21 protein-coding genes, 1 pseudogene and 1 riboswitch are annotated in these 19,524 nt (G+C 36.1%); of the genes and pseudogenes, 19 read left to right on the forward strand and 3 right to left on the reverse strand.

Annotation, left to right across the window (positions count from 1 at the left end; all coding sequences use genetic code 11):
• Positions 1–163 precede the first annotated feature (163 nt).
• The 13 genes and pseudogenes from IGJ66_RS02150 to IGJ66_RS02210 form a co-directional block, all read left to right on the forward strand.
• Positions 164–688, forward strand: a pseudogene (locus IGJ66_RS02150) (dihydrolipoamide dehydrogenase); the annotation flags it as partial.
• Positions 689–765: 77 nt separating this feature from the next.
• Positions 766–1,740 carry a ribose-phosphate diphosphokinase gene (locus IGJ66_RS02155; protein WP_067485302.1) on the forward strand — a complete coding sequence of 325 codons (975 nt, stop codon included), beginning with the start codon at positions 766–768 and terminating at the stop codon, positions 1,738–1,740.
• A 188-nt stretch (positions 1,741–1,928) separates the two neighbouring features.
• The gene (locus IGJ66_RS02160) at positions 1,929–3,065 is read left to right on the forward strand and encodes a cysteine desulfurase family protein (protein WP_067485299.1); all 1,137 of its coding nucleotides are present in this window, start codon (positions 1,929–1,931) and stop codon (positions 3,063–3,065) included.
• Positions 3,066–3,205: 140 nt separating this feature from the next.
• Positions 3,206–3,553 carry a DUF1831 domain-containing protein gene (locus IGJ66_RS02165; RefSeq protein ID WP_067485296.1) on the forward strand — a complete coding sequence of 116 codons (348 nt, stop codon included), beginning with the start codon at positions 3,206–3,208 and terminating at the stop codon, positions 3,551–3,553.
• A 648-nt stretch (positions 3,554–4,201) separates the two neighbouring features.
• A complete protein-coding gene (locus IGJ66_RS02170) occupies positions 4,202–4,369 on the forward strand; it encodes a CAT RNA binding domain-containing protein (protein WP_231885469.1) in 168 nt (55 codons plus the stop codon).
• 83 nt (positions 4,370–4,452) lie between these two features.
• The gene (locus IGJ66_RS02175) at positions 4,453–4,914 is read left to right on the forward strand and encodes a PTS sugar transporter subunit IIA (RefSeq protein WP_430616757.1); all 462 of its coding nucleotides are present in this window, start codon (positions 4,453–4,455) and stop codon (positions 4,912–4,914) included.
• Positions 4,915–4,933: 19 nt separating this feature from the next.
• Entirely contained in the window at positions 4,934–5,812 is an 879-nt protein-coding gene (locus IGJ66_RS02180) for a ketose-bisphosphate aldolase (RefSeq protein ID WP_430616758.1), read from the forward strand.
• A gap of 14 nt (positions 5,813–5,826) precedes the next feature.
• Positions 5,827–6,135 (forward strand): PTS fructose transporter subunit IIB, encoded by a 309-nt coding sequence (locus tag IGJ66_RS02185; RefSeq protein WP_067485290.1) that lies wholly within the window; start codon positions 5,827–5,829, stop codon positions 6,133–6,135.
• A 16-nt stretch (positions 6,136–6,151) separates the two neighbouring features.
• Complete coding sequence (locus IGJ66_RS02190; RefSeq protein WP_067485287.1) at positions 6,152–7,249, forward strand: PTS fructose transporter subunit IIC; 1,098 nt, start codon at positions 6,152–6,154, stop codon at positions 7,247–7,249.
• An 11-nt stretch (positions 7,250–7,260) separates the two neighbouring features.
• Entirely contained in the window at positions 7,261–7,767 is a 507-nt protein-coding gene (locus IGJ66_RS02195) for a D-lyxose/D-mannose family sugar isomerase (RefSeq protein ID WP_067485285.1), read from the forward strand.
• Between the two features lie 459 nt (positions 7,768–8,226).
• Complete coding sequence (locus IGJ66_RS02200) at positions 8,227–8,802, forward strand: TIGR00730 family Rossman fold protein (protein ID WP_071868780.1); 576 nt, start codon at positions 8,227–8,229, stop codon at positions 8,800–8,802.
• Entirely contained in the window at positions 8,802–9,242 is a 441-nt protein-coding gene (locus tag IGJ66_RS02205; RefSeq protein ID WP_071868781.1) for a nucleoside 2-deoxyribosyltransferase, read from the forward strand. The genes IGJ66_RS02200 and IGJ66_RS02205 overlap by 1 nt, the downstream gene beginning before the upstream one ends.
• A gap of 15 nt (positions 9,243–9,257) precedes the next feature.
• Entirely contained in the window at positions 9,258–9,959 is a 702-nt protein-coding gene (locus IGJ66_RS02210; RefSeq protein WP_071868782.1) for a deoxynucleoside kinase, read from the forward strand.
• A 44-nt stretch (positions 9,960–10,003) separates the two neighbouring features.
• On the opposite strand, the gene IGJ66_RS02215 is transcribed toward IGJ66_RS02210, so the two are convergent.
• Together IGJ66_RS02215 and IGJ66_RS02220 are read right to left on the reverse strand one after the other, a co-directional pair.
• The gene (locus tag IGJ66_RS02215) at positions 10,004–10,183 is read right to left on the reverse strand and encodes a hypothetical protein (RefSeq protein ID WP_172843738.1); all 180 of its coding nucleotides are present in this window, start codon (positions 10,181–10,183) and stop codon (positions 10,004–10,006) included.
• A 276-nt stretch (positions 10,184–10,459) separates the two neighbouring features.
• On the reverse strand, positions 10,460–10,882 hold the full coding sequence (locus IGJ66_RS02220; RefSeq protein WP_067485270.1) for a hypothetical protein: 423 nt from the start codon (positions 10,880–10,882) through the stop codon (positions 10,460–10,462).
• Between the two features lie 200 nt (positions 10,883–11,082).
• Between IGJ66_RS02220 and IGJ66_RS02225 the strand changes: the two genes are divergently transcribed.
• The 6 genes from IGJ66_RS02225 to IGJ66_RS02250 all read left to right on the forward strand — a co-directional run bounded on the left by IGJ66_RS02225 (position 11,083) and on the right by IGJ66_RS02250 (position 18,052).
• Positions 11,083–12,063, forward strand: a complete 981-nt coding sequence (locus IGJ66_RS02225) for a LacI family DNA-binding transcriptional regulator (protein ID WP_430616759.1) — start codon at positions 11,083–11,085, stop codon at positions 12,061–12,063.
• A gap of 16 nt (positions 12,064–12,079) precedes the next feature.
• Entirely contained in the window at positions 12,080–13,477 is a 1,398-nt protein-coding gene (locus IGJ66_RS02230) for a glycoside hydrolase family 1 protein (protein WP_270346341.1), read from the forward strand.
• A 278-nt stretch (positions 13,478–13,755) separates the two neighbouring features.
• Positions 13,756–14,340 carry a hypothetical protein gene (locus IGJ66_RS02235; RefSeq protein ID WP_430616760.1) on the forward strand — a complete coding sequence of 195 codons (585 nt, stop codon included), beginning with the start codon at positions 13,756–13,758 and terminating at the stop codon, positions 14,338–14,340.
• A 64-nt stretch (positions 14,341–14,404) separates the two neighbouring features.
• Positions 14,405–14,812 (forward strand): GNAT family N-acetyltransferase, encoded by a 408-nt coding sequence (locus tag IGJ66_RS02240; protein ID WP_071868787.1) that lies wholly within the window; start codon positions 14,405–14,407, stop codon positions 14,810–14,812.
• 96 nt (positions 14,813–14,908) lie between these two features.
• Positions 14,909–16,987, forward strand: coding sequence for an LTA synthase family protein (locus tag IGJ66_RS02245; protein ID WP_430616761.1), 2,079 nt, complete (start codon positions 14,909–14,911; stop codon positions 16,985–16,987).
• A 195-nt stretch (positions 16,988–17,182) separates the two neighbouring features.
• The gene (locus IGJ66_RS02250) at positions 17,183–18,052 is read left to right on the forward strand and encodes a helix-turn-helix domain-containing protein (protein WP_430616762.1); all 870 of its coding nucleotides are present in this window, start codon (positions 17,183–17,185) and stop codon (positions 18,050–18,052) included.
• A gap of 394 nt (positions 18,053–18,446) precedes the next feature.
• Here IGJ66_RS02250 and ndk read toward each other — a convergent pair whose 3' ends face one another.
• On the reverse strand, positions 18,447–18,902 hold the full coding sequence (ndk, locus tag IGJ66_RS02255) for a nucleoside-diphosphate kinase (protein ID WP_067485251.1): 456 nt from the start codon (positions 18,900–18,902) through the stop codon (positions 18,447–18,449).
• 198 nt (positions 18,903–19,100) lie between these two features.
• Positions 19,101–19,277, forward strand: a riboswitch (M-box (ykoK) riboswitch).
• Positions 19,278–19,524 lie beyond the last annotated feature (247 nt).

Here is a 19,524-nt window from a genome sequence, read left to right on the forward strand (position 1 = left end):
TACTATGGTGTTTGTCGGTTTTTTTGTGAGAAATGAAAAATCAAAGTCATTTGTTTTTTAGTTGGCATCTATTATAATGAAAAAAAGGAGGCGAAGACAACTGAAATCAGAAATGAAAGAGTTTTCTTTAGCTGAAACAACCAATCAAATGATGAAAGAGCAGTGGGTTGGTTTGCCAGAAGAACGTTTTGAAAAGTACCAGAACTGGAAAACGCCATCTGGCTACTTATGTGGCACTTACGCGACGGCAGTTTTGTTAGCTTATTATCAAGATTACCGACAAGAGTTCACATTGCCGGAACGAATTCGTGTCAAAGATAGTCCAGATGAATCTGTACTAATTGATTTGTTACGTGCCTATATCCAACCACTAGGAATGCCGACAATCCCGTTACAAGTTAGTCAGGGACTCTCTCGATTTTTAAAAGCAATGGGAGAAGCGCAGCGCGCTAGAGGAACCTTGCTTGGGTCATGGCAACGTGCAACCAAACGAATTCGGCAAGGAAAACCAGTGTTAGTTGGTTTGTTGAAAGGATTAGGAAGTACCTACGGAAATCATTGGGTGGTGGCTTACGCATATTTTGAATCAACAACAGGAGAACGTTATTACAAGGTACATGATAATTGGGGAAATGCGAAAAAAATCATTCCAGTAAGCTGGACAAATGGAACTGTTTCACTTTCGTAACAATTTGCTGAAATTACCAGAAAATATGTTGAAAGTATGTTAAACTAACGTGGAATAGAAGTTTTAGGGAGGCCTACATGAGTAAAAAGTATCAGGATGACACGCTGAAAATTTTTAGCTTGAATGGAAATCGTCCATTAGCTGAAAAAATTGCAAAAGTGTTTGGGACAGAACTAGGAAAAAGTGTGGTAAAACAATTTAGTGATGGCGAAATCGCAATCAATATTGAAGAAAGTATTCGTGGCGATCATGTTTACATCGTTCAATCAACGAATGCGCCGGTGAATGATTATTATATGGAACTATTGATAATGATTGATGCAATGAAACGTGCAAGTGCTAAAACGATTAACGTTGTTTTGCCTTATTATGGATATGCGCGTCAAGACCGTACAGCGAAGCCTCATGAACCAATTACAGCAAAACTGATTGCTAATTTAATTGAAGAAGCTGGAGCAACACGTGTTTTAACATTGGATTTACACACGGTTCAAGTACAAGGATTCTTTGATATTCCTGTAGATAATTTATTCACGATGCCACTTTTTGCACATTACTATCGCGAACTTGGCTTAACAGGTGATGACATCGTTGTTGTGTCGCCAAAAAATAGTGGAGTCCAACGTGCGCGTAGTCTTTCTGAATACTTAGATAGTACTTTGGCAATCGTTGATCACGCAGATGATGCTGACTTAGATAGCGGCTATGTGATTGGTGATGTTGAAGGGAAAACATGCATTATGGTAGATGATATCTTAAACACAGGTGCTACATTTGCACGCGCTGCAAATGTCTTGAAAGAAAATGGTGCGAAAGATGTTTATGCTTGTGCCTCTCATGGGTTACTTTCAGTACCTGCAAAATCCATTCTAGACGGAGCACCAATCAAAGATATCTGTATCACTGATTCTGTTTGGACAAAGGACGAATTCCATCCAGAAAACTTGACGATTATTACTTGTTCTGAACTGATGGGTGAAGCTGTGAAACGAATTCACGAAAACACACCGATGAGTCCATTATTCAAGTTAGAAGAAAAAGCTTTTGACTAACCAATCGAAAGGTTGCTAATCAAAAAGTGAGAATAGCGAGTAGTTTCCTCAAGTTGTGAGAGGAGCTATTCGTTTTTTTTACTCAGCAAGTTGCTTACTTTTTTCTGAGGAATGAAGGAGTTATTTTTGGTAAGTAAGCTATTCTGTGCTAGAATGTGCCTAGTTATAAGTGGAAAGGATGAAATAAGGTGGAAAAAATTTATTTGGATCATGCGGCGACGACACCAATGCATCCTCAAGTAATCAAAGCAATGACTGATATTATGAATGAAACATTTGGAAATCCTTCAAGCATTCATGGATTCGGAAGAGTAGCACATGAAAAACTTGAAACAGCACGTCAAATGATTGCTGATACATTACAGGTGAAATCGCATGAAATTATTTTTAATAGTGGTGGAACTGAAGGCGATAATACAGCAATTCTTGAAACAGCTTTTGCAAGACAAAGTGAAGGCAAACATCTGATTACCACTGCAATCGAACATCCTGCAGTATTGAATACGATGAAATATTTGGAAACGCAAGGGTTTGAAGTCACTTATTTACCTGTTGATGAAAATGGGAATCTTTCAATCGCTGACTTTCAACAAGCATTGCGTGAAGATACGATTTTAGTTTCGATTATGTATGGAAATAATGAAATTGGAAATTTAATGCCTATCAAGGAAATCGGTGAATTATTGGCAGAGCATCCTGCGTATTTTCACACCGACGCTGTCCAAGCCTACGGAAACCAAACGATTCGTCCGGAAGCTTTGGGCCTTGATTTGTTGAGTGTTTCTGCACATAAAATCAATGGACCAAAAGGTGTTGGGTTCTTGTACAAACGTGACGGTGTGGTGATTCCAGCCCTACTTTTAGGTGGGGAACAAGAAGAAAAACGACGCGCAGGAACAGAAAATCTAGCAGGTATCTGGGGTATGGCAACAGCTGCAACGATTTTAGATGAAGAAGAACGTCAAGCTAGAAGTGAGAAATACCAAAAATTCCAACAAATGATTTTAACAGCGCTGGAAGATCACGGAATTGAGTATCAAGTGAATGGTGATTTAGCGAATAAATTACCTCATGTTTTGAATTTAAGATTACCTGGTGTGACGAATGATTTATTACTCATGAAATTGGATCTTAGAGGAATTGCTATTTCAACAGGATCAGCATGTACAGCAGGAAATATTGAACCTTCCCACGTGTTAGAAGCAATGTATGGTGAAGACACACCAATTCTAAAAGAATCAATTCGAATTAGCTTTGGGTTTGGGAACACAGAAGAAGAGATTCAACATTTTATCGAACAATTGCTTTCAATTTTAGAAAAATGAAAAAAGGACGGGCAAACGTGATTTCGTTTGCCCGTCCTTTTTTCTTTGTGCTTTTATAAAACTTTTGCCAAAGAAGCTAGTAAATTAAATTGGAAACTTTTATAATTAAGATAGAAAATAATTTTATCGAGGTGAAGAACGTGGCATTTGAAAAAACAGCGACAGTTCTTGGTGCAGAAACTAGTTATCGTTTAGCGCCAAGCGCAAAACGATATACACTGAGAGATAATGGCTTTATTGAAACAAATGGGGGAAATTACCAATTGATCCGCCCTTTAGATGCAACTCCACAAAGTAAAGAAGGTTTTAAGTTAAAGGTAACCGTATCAAAGGATATCCAAACAGTAAAAATGTCGATTACCACAGCTAACGGTCTGAAAGCCGTGAATATTTTTAAAGATCCTAAGCAAAAAATGAGTCAAGATAAGTTTTACTTCTTGATGGATGGAATGATCAGCCGAGGATTATTTGAAAAAGTTGAAGACTAAGCAAAAAATAACTAACCTCTCAATCAGTTGAAGGGTTAGTTATTTCTTTTTTATAACAAAGATATCTATAATTAGATTATTCTATACTATTTACAAAGCTTGAACATTCAATGTTTATTGAAAAAAATAATTTACGCATTTTTGGTAAAAAAACACCCCAGTTTTTTGTAGTTTTTATGTTTTTCTTGACTACTGGATACGCTATCAGTATCATAAGTGGCAGATAGAAACAGCCAAATAAAAAAGGCACCTCAGCAAATGGTGGCAGCCAAATGCTGAGGCCTTGAATCAGTCAACCAAACGGACCAATCAAGTTTGCCATAGTCAACGCAATGCATCAACCTCGTTCATTGTAACGAATCTGGAAGTATAAATCTAGTTTTTTAGAGAAATTTTCTAGAGGATGTATTCGGTTTATTTGCTATGCTGAAAGGTATTGGACAGATTGTGTTCGATACCTTTTCTTTTGTCTTAAAATACGCGTAAGAGACAAAAACTACTAAAAAGTGGCATCGTTTGTGCTACATAATTGTAGGAGCGAAGATTTTTTGTGATTTTATTGCCTTTTTTCATCGTTTGAAATAAAGTCCGCGTATTAATTTATGAAGGCACATTTCAATGTGGCTGTTTCTGTCATAAAAAGGAGGCATGCAGGTGCAAGTGATTTTGATATTGAATCATAATGCAGTCGTTGCAAGATCAAAGAAGGGAGAGTGGGTACTCATTCGACGAGGAATTGGATTTGGTAAGAAGGTCGGTGATCTCGTCGAACCAAAGAATGTGGAATGTATGTACCAAAAGATATCAATAGGATAACTAGGGGAGTTACTGTCTGGCAGGCTTGACCCATTCCAATGTTTGGAATGAGTCAGGTCTATTTTTTTTAGGAGGATGATTGGTTGGAAGCACTTGATATTCAGGAAATTATTCATAAAGACTTACTTGTTGTAGATTCGAAAGCAACGACCAAAGGCCAGATTCTGAAAGAACTAGCCAATTTATTAGAACGCAAAGGGTACGTAGCAAGCTCAGAAATATTTTTAACAGATGTCTATCAGCGAGAATCAGAAGGCGCAACTGGTATCGGACAGGGAATTGCGATACCGCATGGTAAGTCCACTACCGTGAATCAAACCGTAATTCTCATCGCTACTTTAGCACAACCAATTCCTTGGGAAACGCTCGATGATCAAGATGTCAAAGTTGTTCTTTTATTTGCAGTAAAAGCGGAAGATGCCAATCTTAAACATCTGCGGCTATTACAAAAAATTGCAACTTTGCTTGCAGATAATGAATTTATTCATGAATTAAAAGAAGTAGATACAGTTGAAGCTTTATATCAATTAATGATTAACCAATAAAAAAGGAGTGTCGATTAATATGTTAGTAACAGGAAAAGAAATTTTAGCAGTGGCAAAAGAAAAAGGGTTCGCAGTACCAGCATTCAATGCAGGTTCAGGTCAGTTATTGAATGCAGTGATGGAGGCGTGTGAGGAAGCAAAAGCGCCAGTTATGATTGCGATTCACCCAGAGGAACTACGTTTTTTAACAGATAGTTTTGTTTCACAAGTTAAATATTTAGCAGAAAAAGTAACGATTCCCGTTTGTATTCATTTAGACCATGGAGCAAATTTTGAGCAGGTTATTCACGCGATCCAATTAGGGTTTACGTCTGTAATGATTGATGCGTCTCATCATTCTTTTGAAGAAAATATCGCAATTTCTCAAAAAGTCGTAGAAGCAGCCCATGCAGTGGACGTCTCGGTCGAAGCAGAGTTAGGAACGATTGGTGACACAGGGAACACAGTTGAAGGTGGCGTTAGCGAAATTATTTATACGGACCCAAAAGTTGCGCAGAAGTTTATTGAAGAAACGGGTGTCGATAGCTTAGCTGTGGCAATCGGAACAGCGCATGGGATTTATCCAAAAGATGTTGATCCAGAGTTGCGCTTAGATATTTTAGAAGAGATTGAATATCTGACTGATGTCCCATTGGTTTTGCATGGTGGTTCAAGCAATCCGGATGATGAAATTTCAAAAGCTGTAGTGATGGGTGTCAATAAAATCAATATTTCTAGCGACATCAAAATTGTTTTCGCAGAAAAACTACGTGAAATCTTAAATGAAGGAAATCTGGAAATTCGTGAACCAAATGTGCTGTTCCCACCATGTATGGAAGCGACAAAAGAAGTTGCATTACAAAAAATTCATTTATTTAAAGCTGACGATAAGGCAAAATACTACACTACATCGAAATAGGAGGAGATCAATCCATGAAGATTGTTGGAATTGCTGCATGTACAGCGGGAATTGCGCATACTTACATCGCCCAAGAAAAACTACTTCAAGCTGCTAAGGCACGCGGACATGAGATCCATGTGGAAACACAAGGCCTAGCTGGTACGCAAGATGCTTTATTATCCAGCGATATTCAAGCTGCTGATATGGTATTGATTGCTGCGGATATCAAAGTTAGCGGGCGTAGTCGATTTACGGGAAAACGTATCGTGGACGTGCCTACAAGCTTGGTTGTTAAATCACCAAATAAATTGATGGAAAAGCTAGAAGAAATGCTCAAATAAATTTCAGGAGGACAAAATGGATAAAATCAAGACTTTAGGCATCAAAAAACATTTGATGACTGCAATTTCATTTTTTTTACCAATCGTTGTTGCTTCAGGTTTTTTATTAGCAATTGGAAACATGTTAGATGGTGTTGCAATTGAGACTTTTTCTGAGGGATTCGCATTTGCAGATACGTTGACTTCAATGGGAAATTATGGATTAGGTTTGTTGCCAATGATTGTTTCTTGTGCGATTTCTTACTCCATTGCCGACAAGCCGGGGATTGCTCCTGGTTTAATTATTGGGATGGTTGCAAAAGGAATTGGCGCAGGGTTTCTAGGGGGAATGCTTGGTGGGTACGTTTCGGGGATCATCGTGGTTCTCTTAACAGCTGGAATCAAAGTACCTAAATGGATGGAAGGTTTGATGCCGACTCTGGTTTTACCGTTTCTTAGTTCATTGATTGCCGGGCTGGTCATGTACTATGTAATTGGGACGCCAATCAATTGGTTTACAAACTTGATTACGAACTATTTGACTGGATTGGATACTTCTTCACTCTTTTTATACGGTGCAGTAATTGGTGTGCTTTCTGCGATTGATTACGGGGGCGCAATCAATAAAGTTGTCTTTGCTTTTGTCTTTGCTTTATTCTCAGAGGGAATCTATGAACCGGTCACTGTACTGATTTTGGCATCAATGGTAACGCCTTTTGGTTTGACGATGGCATTTTTCCTAGGAAAGATCATTCAAAAAGAAATTTTTAATCGTCAAGAAATCGAAACGCTAAAAACTGCGTTTCCGATGGGAATTTGTCAAATCACCGAAGGCTGTTTTCCTATTGTATTGAATGACTTGGTCCGCAATGTTATTGCTACTGGTGTTGGCGGTGGAATTGGCGGTGGACTAAGTATGCTGTGGGGAGCAGACAGCCATATTCCTGCTTCAGGGATGTTTGCTGTTGCTACGATGACCAGACCTTGGGCATTCATAGGTGCATTAATGATTGGTTCGTTTGCAACGGCTGTAACGATTTTAGTTTTGAAGAAACGTGTAGATCCAAATGCAGAAGTTGTTGTGGTCGAAAAAGCAGAAGAAGAAATTTCTTGGGATGATCTAACAATCAATTGAGGAGAACAGTCATGGACTATCAAACAAAAGTAAAACAGCTATTTTTGGATTCAGGAATGATTTTTACAGATGAAGAACTAGAGACCATTGAATTTGTTGATTTTGGCTTAGGTGCTATCGAGGTCGAAGGACTGAACTTATTTGTATATGAAAACAATGAACGCTATTGTGGAAAAGAACTAGCTTTGCTACCCTATCAAACATGTCCTGAACATCGACACCCACCAAGAAAAAATGATCTTGGTAAAAGAGAAACATTTCGGTGTCGAAAAGGAATCGTCTATTTGTATGTTGAAGGAGAGGAACCTGAAGTCCTATCATGCGAATTACCTGAAAATAATCAAGCAACTTATACAGTGAGGAAAGAGATTGTTTTACGACCAGGTGATCAGTATACGATTGAACCAAATATCAAACATTGGTTTCAAGCAGGGGAGACTGGCGCCGTGGTGACAGAATTTTCTTCTAGTAGTGATGATGCGAGTGATATTTTTACTAATCCGATGATCCAACGATAGTAAAAAGCAAAATAAAAATGGATTTGAAAAAAAGAATGTGTAGTTCATTTTTCGAAGAAAAGATGAAAGAGGTCTGGAAAATTTTCCAACCTCTTTTTTGTGTTTCGCGAAACATTCTTACTTAGTGAAACATAACAAATAAAAAAATTTTTGAAAAAAATGAAGAAAATGTTTGAACCAAGTTGAAGAAGCAAATGAACAAGCGGTTGAAAAAAATGTGTTATTCTTTCACATAAGATAATAAATAAGCCAATGGGAAAGAAAGTCATTTCAATTATTTAGGTATCTGTTATTTTTATTGATTTTTCATGAAAAAATAAGAAATAAAAGTTTTAGGGGTAAATCACTATATATAGTGTTTTTTTATTGTATACCACTAAAAATGCACAAAATCTAGTCTTTTCTTTTAAAAAAACACGAGTAGAATGAAGATAGATTTTAAAGTGAGGAAGTGTTTTTTTGAAATTAACTGTTTTTTGCGGTTCCCGTTTTGGCGAAAAAGAAAGCTACAAATTTATTGCCCAAACGTTAGGAAAATATATAGCACAAGAAGAAATAGAGCTCGTTTATGGTGGTTCAAATGCTGGAATCATGGGGATCATCAGCCAAACTGTGCTCGAAAATGAAGGAAAAGTAACTGGAATCTATCCAACTGGTTTATTTGAAGCAGAAACGCCAGCTGAAGAAGTAACGACGTTCATTGCAACAGAAACAATTGATGAGCGTAAAGAGTTATTATTTAGTGAAGGCGATGCTGTCTTAGTGTTTCCAGGAGGTTTGGGTACATTAGAAGAGTTTTCTCAGCTACTTTCATGGATTGCGATCGGATTAGTGCCAGAAAAACCAATTGGGATTCTGGATATTGGTGGGTATTATACAGGACTGGAGCAGTTGTTGAAGAATTTTGCCAAAGAAGGGTTTATGGATGAGAAATGGCTTGATCAAGTTGTTTTTTCAAATAACCCATTAAAATTAGTTGATTTATTAAAAGGGACGCATCAAGAAAATCGTCCTTTAGTGAAGGAGATTTATTGATGAGCCAAATTTATTTAGCAGGACCATTTTTTTCAGAGGAACAAGTTGAACGTATTCAACGAATCGAGCAAGCATTAGAAGACAATACTACCGTTTCGACTTTCTATTCGCCACGACATCACCAAGAGAGCGATTATGAAATGTTTAGCGCAGGCTGGGCACAAGAAGTGTATCAACGAGATATGACGGAAGTAACCGATGCGCAAGCTGTAGTAGCTATTTTGGATTTTGAAAATCAAACGATTGATCCTGGCACCGCATATGAGCTAGGTGTTGCGACAATGTTGAACAAACCAATAATTATTTTCCAAGAAGAGACAGTACCAGTGAATTTGATGGTTACAGAAAGTCTTCATGCTTATTTAAAAAATGATAGAGAAATTCAGCAATATGATTTTGAAAAAATGCCGAAACATGCATATATTGGTGAGTATTTATAGAAAAGGAAGGGTTGTATGTCAGTGATTTTAATTTCAGGAACGATTGGCGCAGGAAAGAGTAGCTTAACAGATATGCTTGCAACAGAGATCCGTTCAAAACCATTTTATGAAAGTGTAGAGGATAATGAAGTATTACCACTTTTTTATTCAAATCCAGAACAGTATGCATTTTTATTACAAATCTTCTTTTTGAACAAACGATTTTTAGCGATGAAAAACGCATTGATCAATGATGATAATGTTCTTGATCGTTCAATTTATGAAGATAGTTTATTGTTTCATCTAAATGCAGATCTTGGTCGTGTGACGGATATCGAAGTACAGCAGTATGATAATTTATTAGATACGATGTTAAACGAGTTAGATGATGTGGCGCCTAAAAAACGTCCTGATCTAATGGTTCATATCAAAGTTTCTTTAGACACGATGCTAAGCCGAATCAAAAAACGTGGTCGTGATTATGAACAATTAGAAAGCGATGAAACATTGTACAATTATTATCAACAATTGAATGAACGTTATGATCAATGGTATGAGAACTTTGATGTTTGTCCAAAAATCCAAATTGATGGAGATCAATTTGACTTTGTCGAAGAACCAGAGCATGCGAAAGAAGTAATTGAACAAATTAAGCAAAAATTAGTTGAATTAGAAAAAGCGCCTGCTGGAAGTTATTACACAGATAACAACTTAGCAAAAGGGCAAGAATTAGGATAAATAAAAAAGGCGTCGTGAGAAAATCACGGCGCCTTTTAATGCAATTAATGTGGCTTACTGCTCACTGCTTGAATGTTATCTGTAACATAAGCATCAAAGGATTTAAACGAATCTTGAATCAGTTTATGGCAGTTATCACAAATGCTTAAACTTCCTTGATCGCTAAATTCCGTATGGATGTTTTTATTGCTGGTGCATGTACAATAGTCATGACTATCAAATATATTCATTTTTTTCTCCTTAGTAACCAATCTAACTTTCCCAATATAACAGAAAAAAAGAAAATAGGGAGAAAAATTAAGAGAATTTAACGTGTTCTGAGTCTTTTTGTTTATTACATAAAAAAAGGACTGGGGCAAAAGGAGCTTAAATAGAAAAAAAGCCTAAAATTCGTTTTTGAAAACGTTGATTTTAGGCTTTTTTAAATTGAAAAACGTGTGAAGAACGACTGGATTTTTCGTTTTGTCCTAGTCTCAAATCATGTACTGGATCACAATTGTTTAAATACTATAAACGTTACCATCTTCATCTTTTATCTGATAGTTACCAATTTTAGTAAAGACAACGGAAACTTCTTTTTTGTCTGCCATTCCAGTAATTGTATAACTGTCACCTTTTGTGTCAATTTTAATGGAAGTTAAGGTAATGTTCTCACTGGTCTCAGAAGAAGTCGTACTGTCTTCGTTATAGGTACGCAACCATTCCATCTTATCATCGGTAAACGTAATTTTCCCACTAACTAAATTCATGTTCTTACGCATTTTCAAAGAATAAACACTATTTGAAATATCAGTTTTTTCTGCTTTAAGCGTAGAAGATTCGGTGGTTTCGTTTGTTGATTGGTTTGATCCACCCAGCATATTACAGCCAGTTAAGGTAAAAAGTACCAGTCCTAGAGTAAATATAGCTAATAGTTTCTTCAAAATCCTGCCTCCGTCTAATAGGATAAAGAAATTATACCATTTGAATGAACAACAGGAAACTAAGGATTGTAAAAATCTTTTTAAGGAAAACGCTTAAAAAGTAGTTGCAACTTGGAAAAGTGTTTGTTATATTATTTTTGAACCGGTTCAAAAATCGGTGAGCAACTAAAGATACTTCACTAAAAAAAGAGGTGAACAAGTTGAGTTCAATTCGTGAAGTAGCCAAATTAGCAGGCGTTTCTACAGGTAGTGTCTCACGTTACCTGAATGGTCAAACACTAAAAGTAGCCAATATGGAAAAAATCGCTACGGCAATCGATCAACTGAATTACAAAGAAAATATTATTGCTAAAGGGTTAAAGAATAATCGAAGCTTTTCAGTCGGACTGTTAATGAATAATTTGTCGAGTCGACTAAGTGCGGATATCGTAGCAAGTATTGAAGCATTGATGGAAGAAAACGGGTATAGTTTATTTTTAAGTTGTTTTAATGGTGAAGCGCAATTAGTTTCGCAAAAAATCGACTATCTACTTTCGCACTCAATTGATGGACTGATTCTTTTTGAAGCAGATGAAACTTGGCCAGGAATGGAAAAATTAGTAGAGCTAACGATTCCGATCATTTCTTTAAATACGCCTAATCAGTTGGAAAATGTCGATTCGATTTTGGTTAATGATCGCAAAAGTGTCCGCGAAACGATTGAGCAGATGATTGCGATGGGACATCAGTCAATTGGTGTTATCGCAGCGCCACAAACAGAATATGTGGCTAGAGAGCGATTAGCCGGGGCATTGGAAGCCAAGAAATACAGCGAAAAAGAAATAACTATTGACGTTTACACGGGTGATTACTCACGATTGAGTGGCTTTTATGGTGCGAAAGAATTATTAGCCAAAAACATAACAGCTTTATTTGTTTGTAACTATAACATGTCTATTGGAGCACTAGAATATTTTAACAAAAGTGATCAACAAATTGATCAAGAGATTTATTTTGCGCACTACGACTACTTAGATGAGTTACAGACGGTACTTCCTGAACGAATCATCATTCAACAACCCGCTGTGACAATTGGTGAATTGTGTGGGAAACGTTTGATTGAAAGAATGGAAAACCAGCATACAAGTGGTCAAACGATTCTTTTAGAAAATAAAATTTATGGAATGAAACAAAATAACTAAAAAAGAGGACGAGAAGATGACAAAGTATCAATTTCCTGAAAATTTCTGGTGGGGTTCAGCAGCAAGCGGCCCACAAACAGAAGGACGCGTAGCAAATGATGGCAAAGGTGATAATATTTTTGATTATTGGTATGCACAAGAGCCAGAAAAATTTTTTGATGAAGTAGGTCCAGGTAAAACATCACAAGTTTATACCAAGTACAAAGAAGATGTACAGTTAATGAAACAAACTGGACATAATTCTTTCCGTACATCGATTCAATGGAGTCGTTTGTTACCAGATGAATCTGGTGAAGTAAATCAAAAAGCGGTTGATTTTTATAATAGTTATTTTGACGAATTAATCGAAAATGGTATCGAACCGTTTGTAAATTTGTATCACTTTGACATGCCAATGTACCTTCAAGAAAAAGGTGGCTGGTTAAATCGTGAAACAGTTGAAGCTTATGAACGCTATGCAACGATTTGCTTTGAACTATTTGGACAAAAAATCAAAAAATGGTTTACTCATAACGAACCAATCGTTCCTGTTGAAGCTGGTTACTTGTATCGTTGGCACTATCCAGAAGAAGCAAATATGAAACATGCTGTTCAAGTTGGATATCACGAAGCTTTGTCGTCTGCGCTTGCAATCAAAGCATATCATTCTCTAGACTTATCTGGAAAAATTGGGATTATTTTGAATTTAACACCTAGTTATCCACGTGATGAAAATAACCCGGAAGATGTCAAGGCAGCAAAATTAGCAGATGCGTTCTTTAATCGCTCATTCCTTGATCCAGCAGTTAAGGGCGAGTTTCCGAAAGAACTGATTGAGGTATTAAAAGGCTTAGATTTGTTACCTGAAATCAAAGAGGGTGACAAGGAAATCATCAAAGAAAATACGGTTGATATTTTAGGAATCAATTATTACCAACCACGTCGAATCAAAGCAAAGGAAACACCAATTGACAAAGCTCTTTCGCCAATGCCTGAAGACTTCTTTGATAACTATGAAATGCCTGGCAGAAAGATGAATCCTTACCGTGGATGGGAAATCTATGAAAAAGGGATTTATGATATCTTGATCAACGTTCGTGACAATTACGGAAATATTGACTGTTTCATCTCTGAAAACGGAATGGGTGTTGAAGATGAAGCAAGATTTATTCAAGAAGATGGGATGATTCACGATGACTATCGAATTGAATTTGTAACAGATCACTTGAAATATGTGCATCAAGCAATTCAAGAAGGAGCCAATTGTTTAGGGTATCATATGTGGACATGCATGGATAACTGGTCTTGGACGAACGCTTATAAAAATCGTTATGGTTTTATTTCAGTTAATTTAGCTAAAGATGGTGAGCGTACAATTAAAAAATCAGGTCATTGGTTCAAGCAAGTTTCTGACCAAAATGGATTTGATGCGTAATTAGCGTGAGCAAAATTTTTTAAATTTTACTCAGATCATTAAAAATAAAATAAAAACTGTGTTTAAATCACGTAAAGATTTAAGCACAGTTTTTTTTCGCTAGAAAAAAGTGTTATTGATTACTATGAAATTTTATAGTCAAGTTGTCTTTTCAACGATAGTTTGTTTATTAAAAAAAGCAGCTAGTTATTTATTGTTTTTTTACAGGTTTTTTACCTTTAGATTTCATTTTTTGTATATAATAGAACAGGTAAATTCAAATAGGAGTGGAAGAAGGTATGAGAAAGAAGCGTCCTGTTCTTCTCTTTTGGTTAATTGGTTTTTTCCTTTTGCTTATTCTATCTGTAACGATTTCTGGACGAATCACAACAGAAATAGTTCATACAAAAACGGAAAAAATCGTTGCAAGCAAAGAATCAGTAGATAAATTTAGAAAAGAATTCTCAACTTATTGGTGGGAGGACTATAAATTTGAAGCCGACTATGATCAAGGCGAATTAGTGATTTATTTACCAAAAGGAAAAGAAGACAACCAGTTTACAAATATCGACGATGTTTTAAGTGCGATTTCCTTGAGACAATATCAATTTAAAGATAAACGACTGACCGTTTTACTGTTATCAAATTCGGGAGAGAAGCTAGCCCGATTAAAAAATGGAAAAGTAACAAAAGGGTACTCTGACAAAGTAGATAAAAAAGTCGTGGCCAGTCGCTTAGCGGAATGGAAAAAGACAAATACGCCAACGAAAACAAGTGATTCCAGTCATCCGAAAACAACAATTGACTCAACGACTGCACCACCGGCAACAAATTCGTCTGAAAGTTCATCCACAAGTAGTCATCTTTCTGGGACGAGCCAGTGATCAAAAATAGTGAAAGAAAAGTTGTGACAATTGTCACAGCTTTTTTTTGGAAAAGAGGGAGAAAATGATTTCTTATCGTGCAACGAAAAAACTAACACAACAGCAATTATTAGGGTTATATGAAGACGCTGGCTGGACAGCCTATACGAAAGATATCGAGCAACTACAGCAAGCCGTTCAACATTCCTTATCCGTTATCACTGCGTGGAAAGAGGACGAACTAGTTGGGTTGATTCGTGTTGTGGGCGATGGGCTAACGATTATTTATATTCAAGATATCTTAGTCAAAAAAGTAGTTCAAAATCAAGGAATCGGGTTTGAACTGATGCAGCAAATTTTGTTGAAATATCAAGCAGTTCGTCAAAAAGTATTACTGACGGAAGAGGCGCCAGCTATACGTCATTTTTATGAAAAATGTGGCTTTATTTCGGCAGATAAAGGTGATACAGTAGCTTTTGTTAAACTATCTTAAAATATAAAAATTTATTAAAAAAAATAGTCTTTTAGCTTATTCTCATTTTTTAAGTTCAAAATGTACGACAAAAGCGAATAGAGAGAAGTGATAATCGTGACTCCAATCAAAAAGTGGTGTCAAAATCGTTTGTTTATTGTTATTTTGGCAGGTGTATTTTTTTGGTTAAAAACTCTTTTAGCCTACTATATTGATTTTTCCTTGGGTGTCGAGGGAATCATTCAAACATTTATTTTATGGATTAATCCAGTTGCAACGACGCTGTTATTATTTGGACTATCTTTGTATGTAAAAAAAACAAAGCCAGCGCTATTTCTACTATTGTTTTTAGATATTTTGAATACAGCTCTTTTATATTGCAATATTATTTTTTATCGAGAATTTACTGATTTTATTACAGTTAAATCAGTTTTAGGTTTTTCGAAAGTGTCACAAGGACTGTCAGGAAGTTCGTTTTCTTTAATGAAACCTCACGATATTTTATATTGGTTGGATATTCTGGTCTTTCTTGGTTTGCTCATTTGGGTAATTGTCAAAAATGTACCCATTAAAAGTCAACCAGTTAAGAAACCAATGGCGATTGCAATAAGTTGTTTGGCTGTGTTTATTTTTTCTGGAAACTTAGCGTTGAGTGAAGCGAACCGTCCTCAACTGTTACAACGAACTTTCGATCGTTCTTATATTGTGAAGTATCTAGGAATTGATGCATATACGATTTACGATGGCATCAAAACGGGAATGACAAGCAGTGTTCGCGCGCATGCAAGTAGCAACGGAATCACTGAGGTCTTAGATTATACGAAAGAGCATTACGCAGAACCAGATAAAAGTATGTTTGGAATAGCAAAAGGGAAAAATATTATTGTGCTCCATTTGGAAAGCTTTCAACAATTTTTGATCAATATGAAGGTTGATGGTCAAGAAGTAACACCTTTTCTTAATAGTATTTTTGATAATCAAGCAACAATTAGTTTTGATAATTTCTTTCATGAAGTAGGCCAAGGAAAAACGAGTGATGCTGAAAATATGCTAGAAACGGGCACATTTGGTTTACCACAAGGGTCGTTATTTACTGAACTAGGTTCTGATAATGTTTTTCAAGCTGCACCAGCTATTTTAAAGCAAAGCCAAGGCTACACAAGTGCCGTGTTCCACGGAAATGTTGCTAGTTTTTGGAATCGAGATCATGTGTACAAAAACTTGGGTTATGATAATTTCTTTGACCGTTCTTACTTTGAAGAAGCGGACGAAACTTTAGGCTATGGTATTTTAGACAAAAATTTATTCAGTGAATCAGTCGGCTATCTTGAACATTTGCAACAGCCGTTTTATACAAAATTCTTATCTGTAACCAATCACACGCCTTATTATACTGATGATAAGAATTTTGATTTTCCAGGTTTAAATACTGGTAACAGTACAGTTGATAATTATGTGCGAACAGCCCATTATCTTGACCAATCATTGGAACAATTTTTCACTTATTTGAAAGCCTCAGGTATTTATCAAAATTCAATGTTTGTTATTTATGGTGATCATTTTGGGATTTCAAATTCAGATAACAAAGATTTAGCTACAGTATTAGGCAAAGATGAGAAGACTTGGAGCGAATTCGATGATGCACAGATGCAACGAGTGCCATTGATGCTTCACATTCCTGGATACACAAACGGGAAAGTCAGTCACGCATATGGTGGCGAGATTGATGTTTTGCCAACGCTACTTCATTTGGTCGGTGTAGATGATAAAAATTATGTTCATTTTGGAACAGATTTATTGTCTGCTAAACATGACCAAGTAGTTGCTTTTAGAAATGGTAATTTTGTTACTCCAAATTACACTGTTTTGGGGAATAAAACGTATGATAATAAATCAGAGCAAATTCTAGATACTGAAGCTCTGGGTATTCAAAAAGAAATCACGAAAGATCAAGACAAAGTGAAGAAAACTTTAAGCTTGTCAGATAAATTGAATCAAGAAAACTTATTACGTTTTTATGTGCCAGATGGATTTACAACAGTTGATCCACAAAAAATTGATTATCAAAAAGAAGCAGAAAAAAATGAAACAATTGAACAGCAAAAAGGAAAAGCTTCAACCAGTGTTTATTCAAAAAATGGAAATAAAACGACTAAGAACCTATATCCAAAAATTACAGATTCTACTGGGAATTGAATCAGCTACTTTAAACTTCTGAAAAACAAATTTTTGTTTTTCAGAAGTTTTTTTTATGTTTTGATATTTTTTTCCTTTTTTACGTATGTAAATAGTGAACCTAGTGATTTTTTCATTATACGCACCAGAAAAATTGCTAAACCTGTTGGTCATTCATTTAACCGACAGAATAATAATTTGAGGAGGAACAAAGCGATGCATGACGGGAAATTGATTAGGAGCCTTCGGATCAGTAAAAAATTAACTCAAGCTGAGTTAGCGGAGGGGATTTGTTCAAAGACATCATTAGTAGGTCTGGAAAAAGGAACAGTGAGAAAAATCGCATTTACGACATTACAAGCAATCTTGGCTCGCCTAAACGTTTCTTTGGCAGAGTATGAAGTGTTGCGACATAGATTGGAAGAACCAACAAAAAGCAAAAGAACCAGACGCCTGCTTAGTAAGGTACAAGAAGAAAATTTTGATCCGTACAAGGAAGTAGGGAACAATCGAAAACGGTTCAAGCAAACAGGAGATTTATATTACTTAGTTTTGAATATCCACATGTTTTTAAAAACAGATAGTCAACTCCAAAAAGAACTGCAGTTTGAATTTTTACGCTATGAATGTAAAAAAATTGAGGATTACTTTATGCGAATACAAGAATACAGCCAATTTGAGATGACGATTCTAGCTGAATTACCCTTTTTATTTAGCGAGTCTTTCATCGAAAGTAATTATGTGAAAATCAAGAAAAGAATGCGGAATTTTTCTCTGACAAATAATCCTGATCAGTATATGGATTTGTTTTTGTTAAACTTGACTACGCATTACATTGCGAAAAAACGATTTAAAAAAGCGCGAAATGTCAATGATGATTTAGCAAGAAGCCTTGCAGCCAAAGCTAAGAACTTAATTATTTACGAAACATTAATGATGAATTATCAAAAACAACTGATTCTTGTTGGATTGGGTGAGTTGATTGATGAGGATGAATGCAATCAACTGTTTTCTGTTTTGGAGTATAGCTTGGGGAGAGAGCAACGTAGGCAGTTGGAAGAGCAATTTCGTGTGCTTTTGCCATAAAAAAGGTTGTGGCTCCAAGCGGTCAGCTCCAAAAAAATAATGAGCAACTGACAAAAATAGCTTTTCATGTTTTTGGACAGTTATGAATTATTTTGAGGACATCTAGAAGAAGGTTGTGATGCAAAATACTTAGCCCAGAGAAGATAGTGAACAGGCCCTCAAAATTGTACTTTATATTTTACAATAGGTTCAAGTTATCAGAAGAACAATGATCGACTAACTGTAGGAGGGCGCAATTATTTAAGAAAATGTTACTTACATAGATTATTTTGAGAAGTCATTTTAATGGATTTTTATTGGAGAAAAAGCATTGTTGAATGACGCCAATCAGCAGTTAGTTGTGGAAAAATAAAAAAAGCTAGAAGTAGAATATCCTAGCTTTTGATAGCGTGTTTTAAGATGGTAAACTGCTGCTTTCTAGCACAGCTTCCTGTTCATATTGATAATGTGTTGGTGGGAAGAATCGAGCAATCTCATTTTTTGAAGCATCACGAGAATCAGAAGCATGGATAATGTTTGCTGTTCCAGGAACTGCAAAATCTCCGCGAATCGTTCCGGGCAGTGCATCCACAGCCTTGGTTGCGCCAACCATTTTCCGGACGATATCAATGACATCATCGCCCTCTAGTACAAGATAAACAACAGGTCCAGAGATCATGTAGTCGATTAACTCTTGAAAAAAGCTACGACCAGCTAAGTGTTGATAGTGTTCTTTGGCAAGTTCTGGAGTCATTGTTGCTAGTTTCATGTCAACGATTGTTAGCCCTTTTTCTTCAAATCGTTGAATAATGCGGCCAATTAGATGTCGACGGACACCATCTGGTTTGATAATCACAAGCGTGTGTTCCATAAAGATCACTCCTTTTGTCCATTACTATAATTTTATTATAGTAATGGAAAGCTTTTATGACAAATGAAATTCGAAAAAAAGTTTTTTTTGTTAAATAAATTAAAAAATGAATACGCTTTATTTAGGGGAAAAGGAAAAATTTGAGAAATAGATTTGACATTTCTGTAAATCGTTGTTACAGTAACCACTGGAAAACTAAATAAGATTTGTTAGGTGAGGCTCCTATACAAACACAGGCTACTGCCCAAAAATGTCGAGAGACGCCAATGGGTAGAACAGGAATTGTCGATCTAAGGCTTTTCATAAGGTAGCTAAAGGCAGAGGTATTTGCTTTTTACGTTGTATAGTGTCAAAACTCAACGATGAGATCGAAATAGCTTCTTTTTGCTGTGCTTATTTCAACCTTTCGCTGAGTTTTTGGTGGAAGGTTTTTTTGTTGCCAACCTAACAGTTTAAATTTTAGTAATCCGGCAAAGTAAGGGAGCTGATTTTTGTTGGGACATTGATGCGACAAGTACGAGTGAATTTTTGTAAGGAAAAAGAACAGATTTATGAAAGCATAAAGGAGATGAGAACAAATGGATGACAGTTTACCGAAACCGAGGGGATTAGAGAAAAGTAA

It is taken from the genome of Enterococcus sp. DIV0176, assembly GCF_050528535.1.
In the GTDB taxonomy this organism is placed as follows: Bacteria; Bacillota; Bacilli; order Lactobacillales; family Enterococcaceae; genus Enterococcus_B; species Enterococcus_B thailandicus.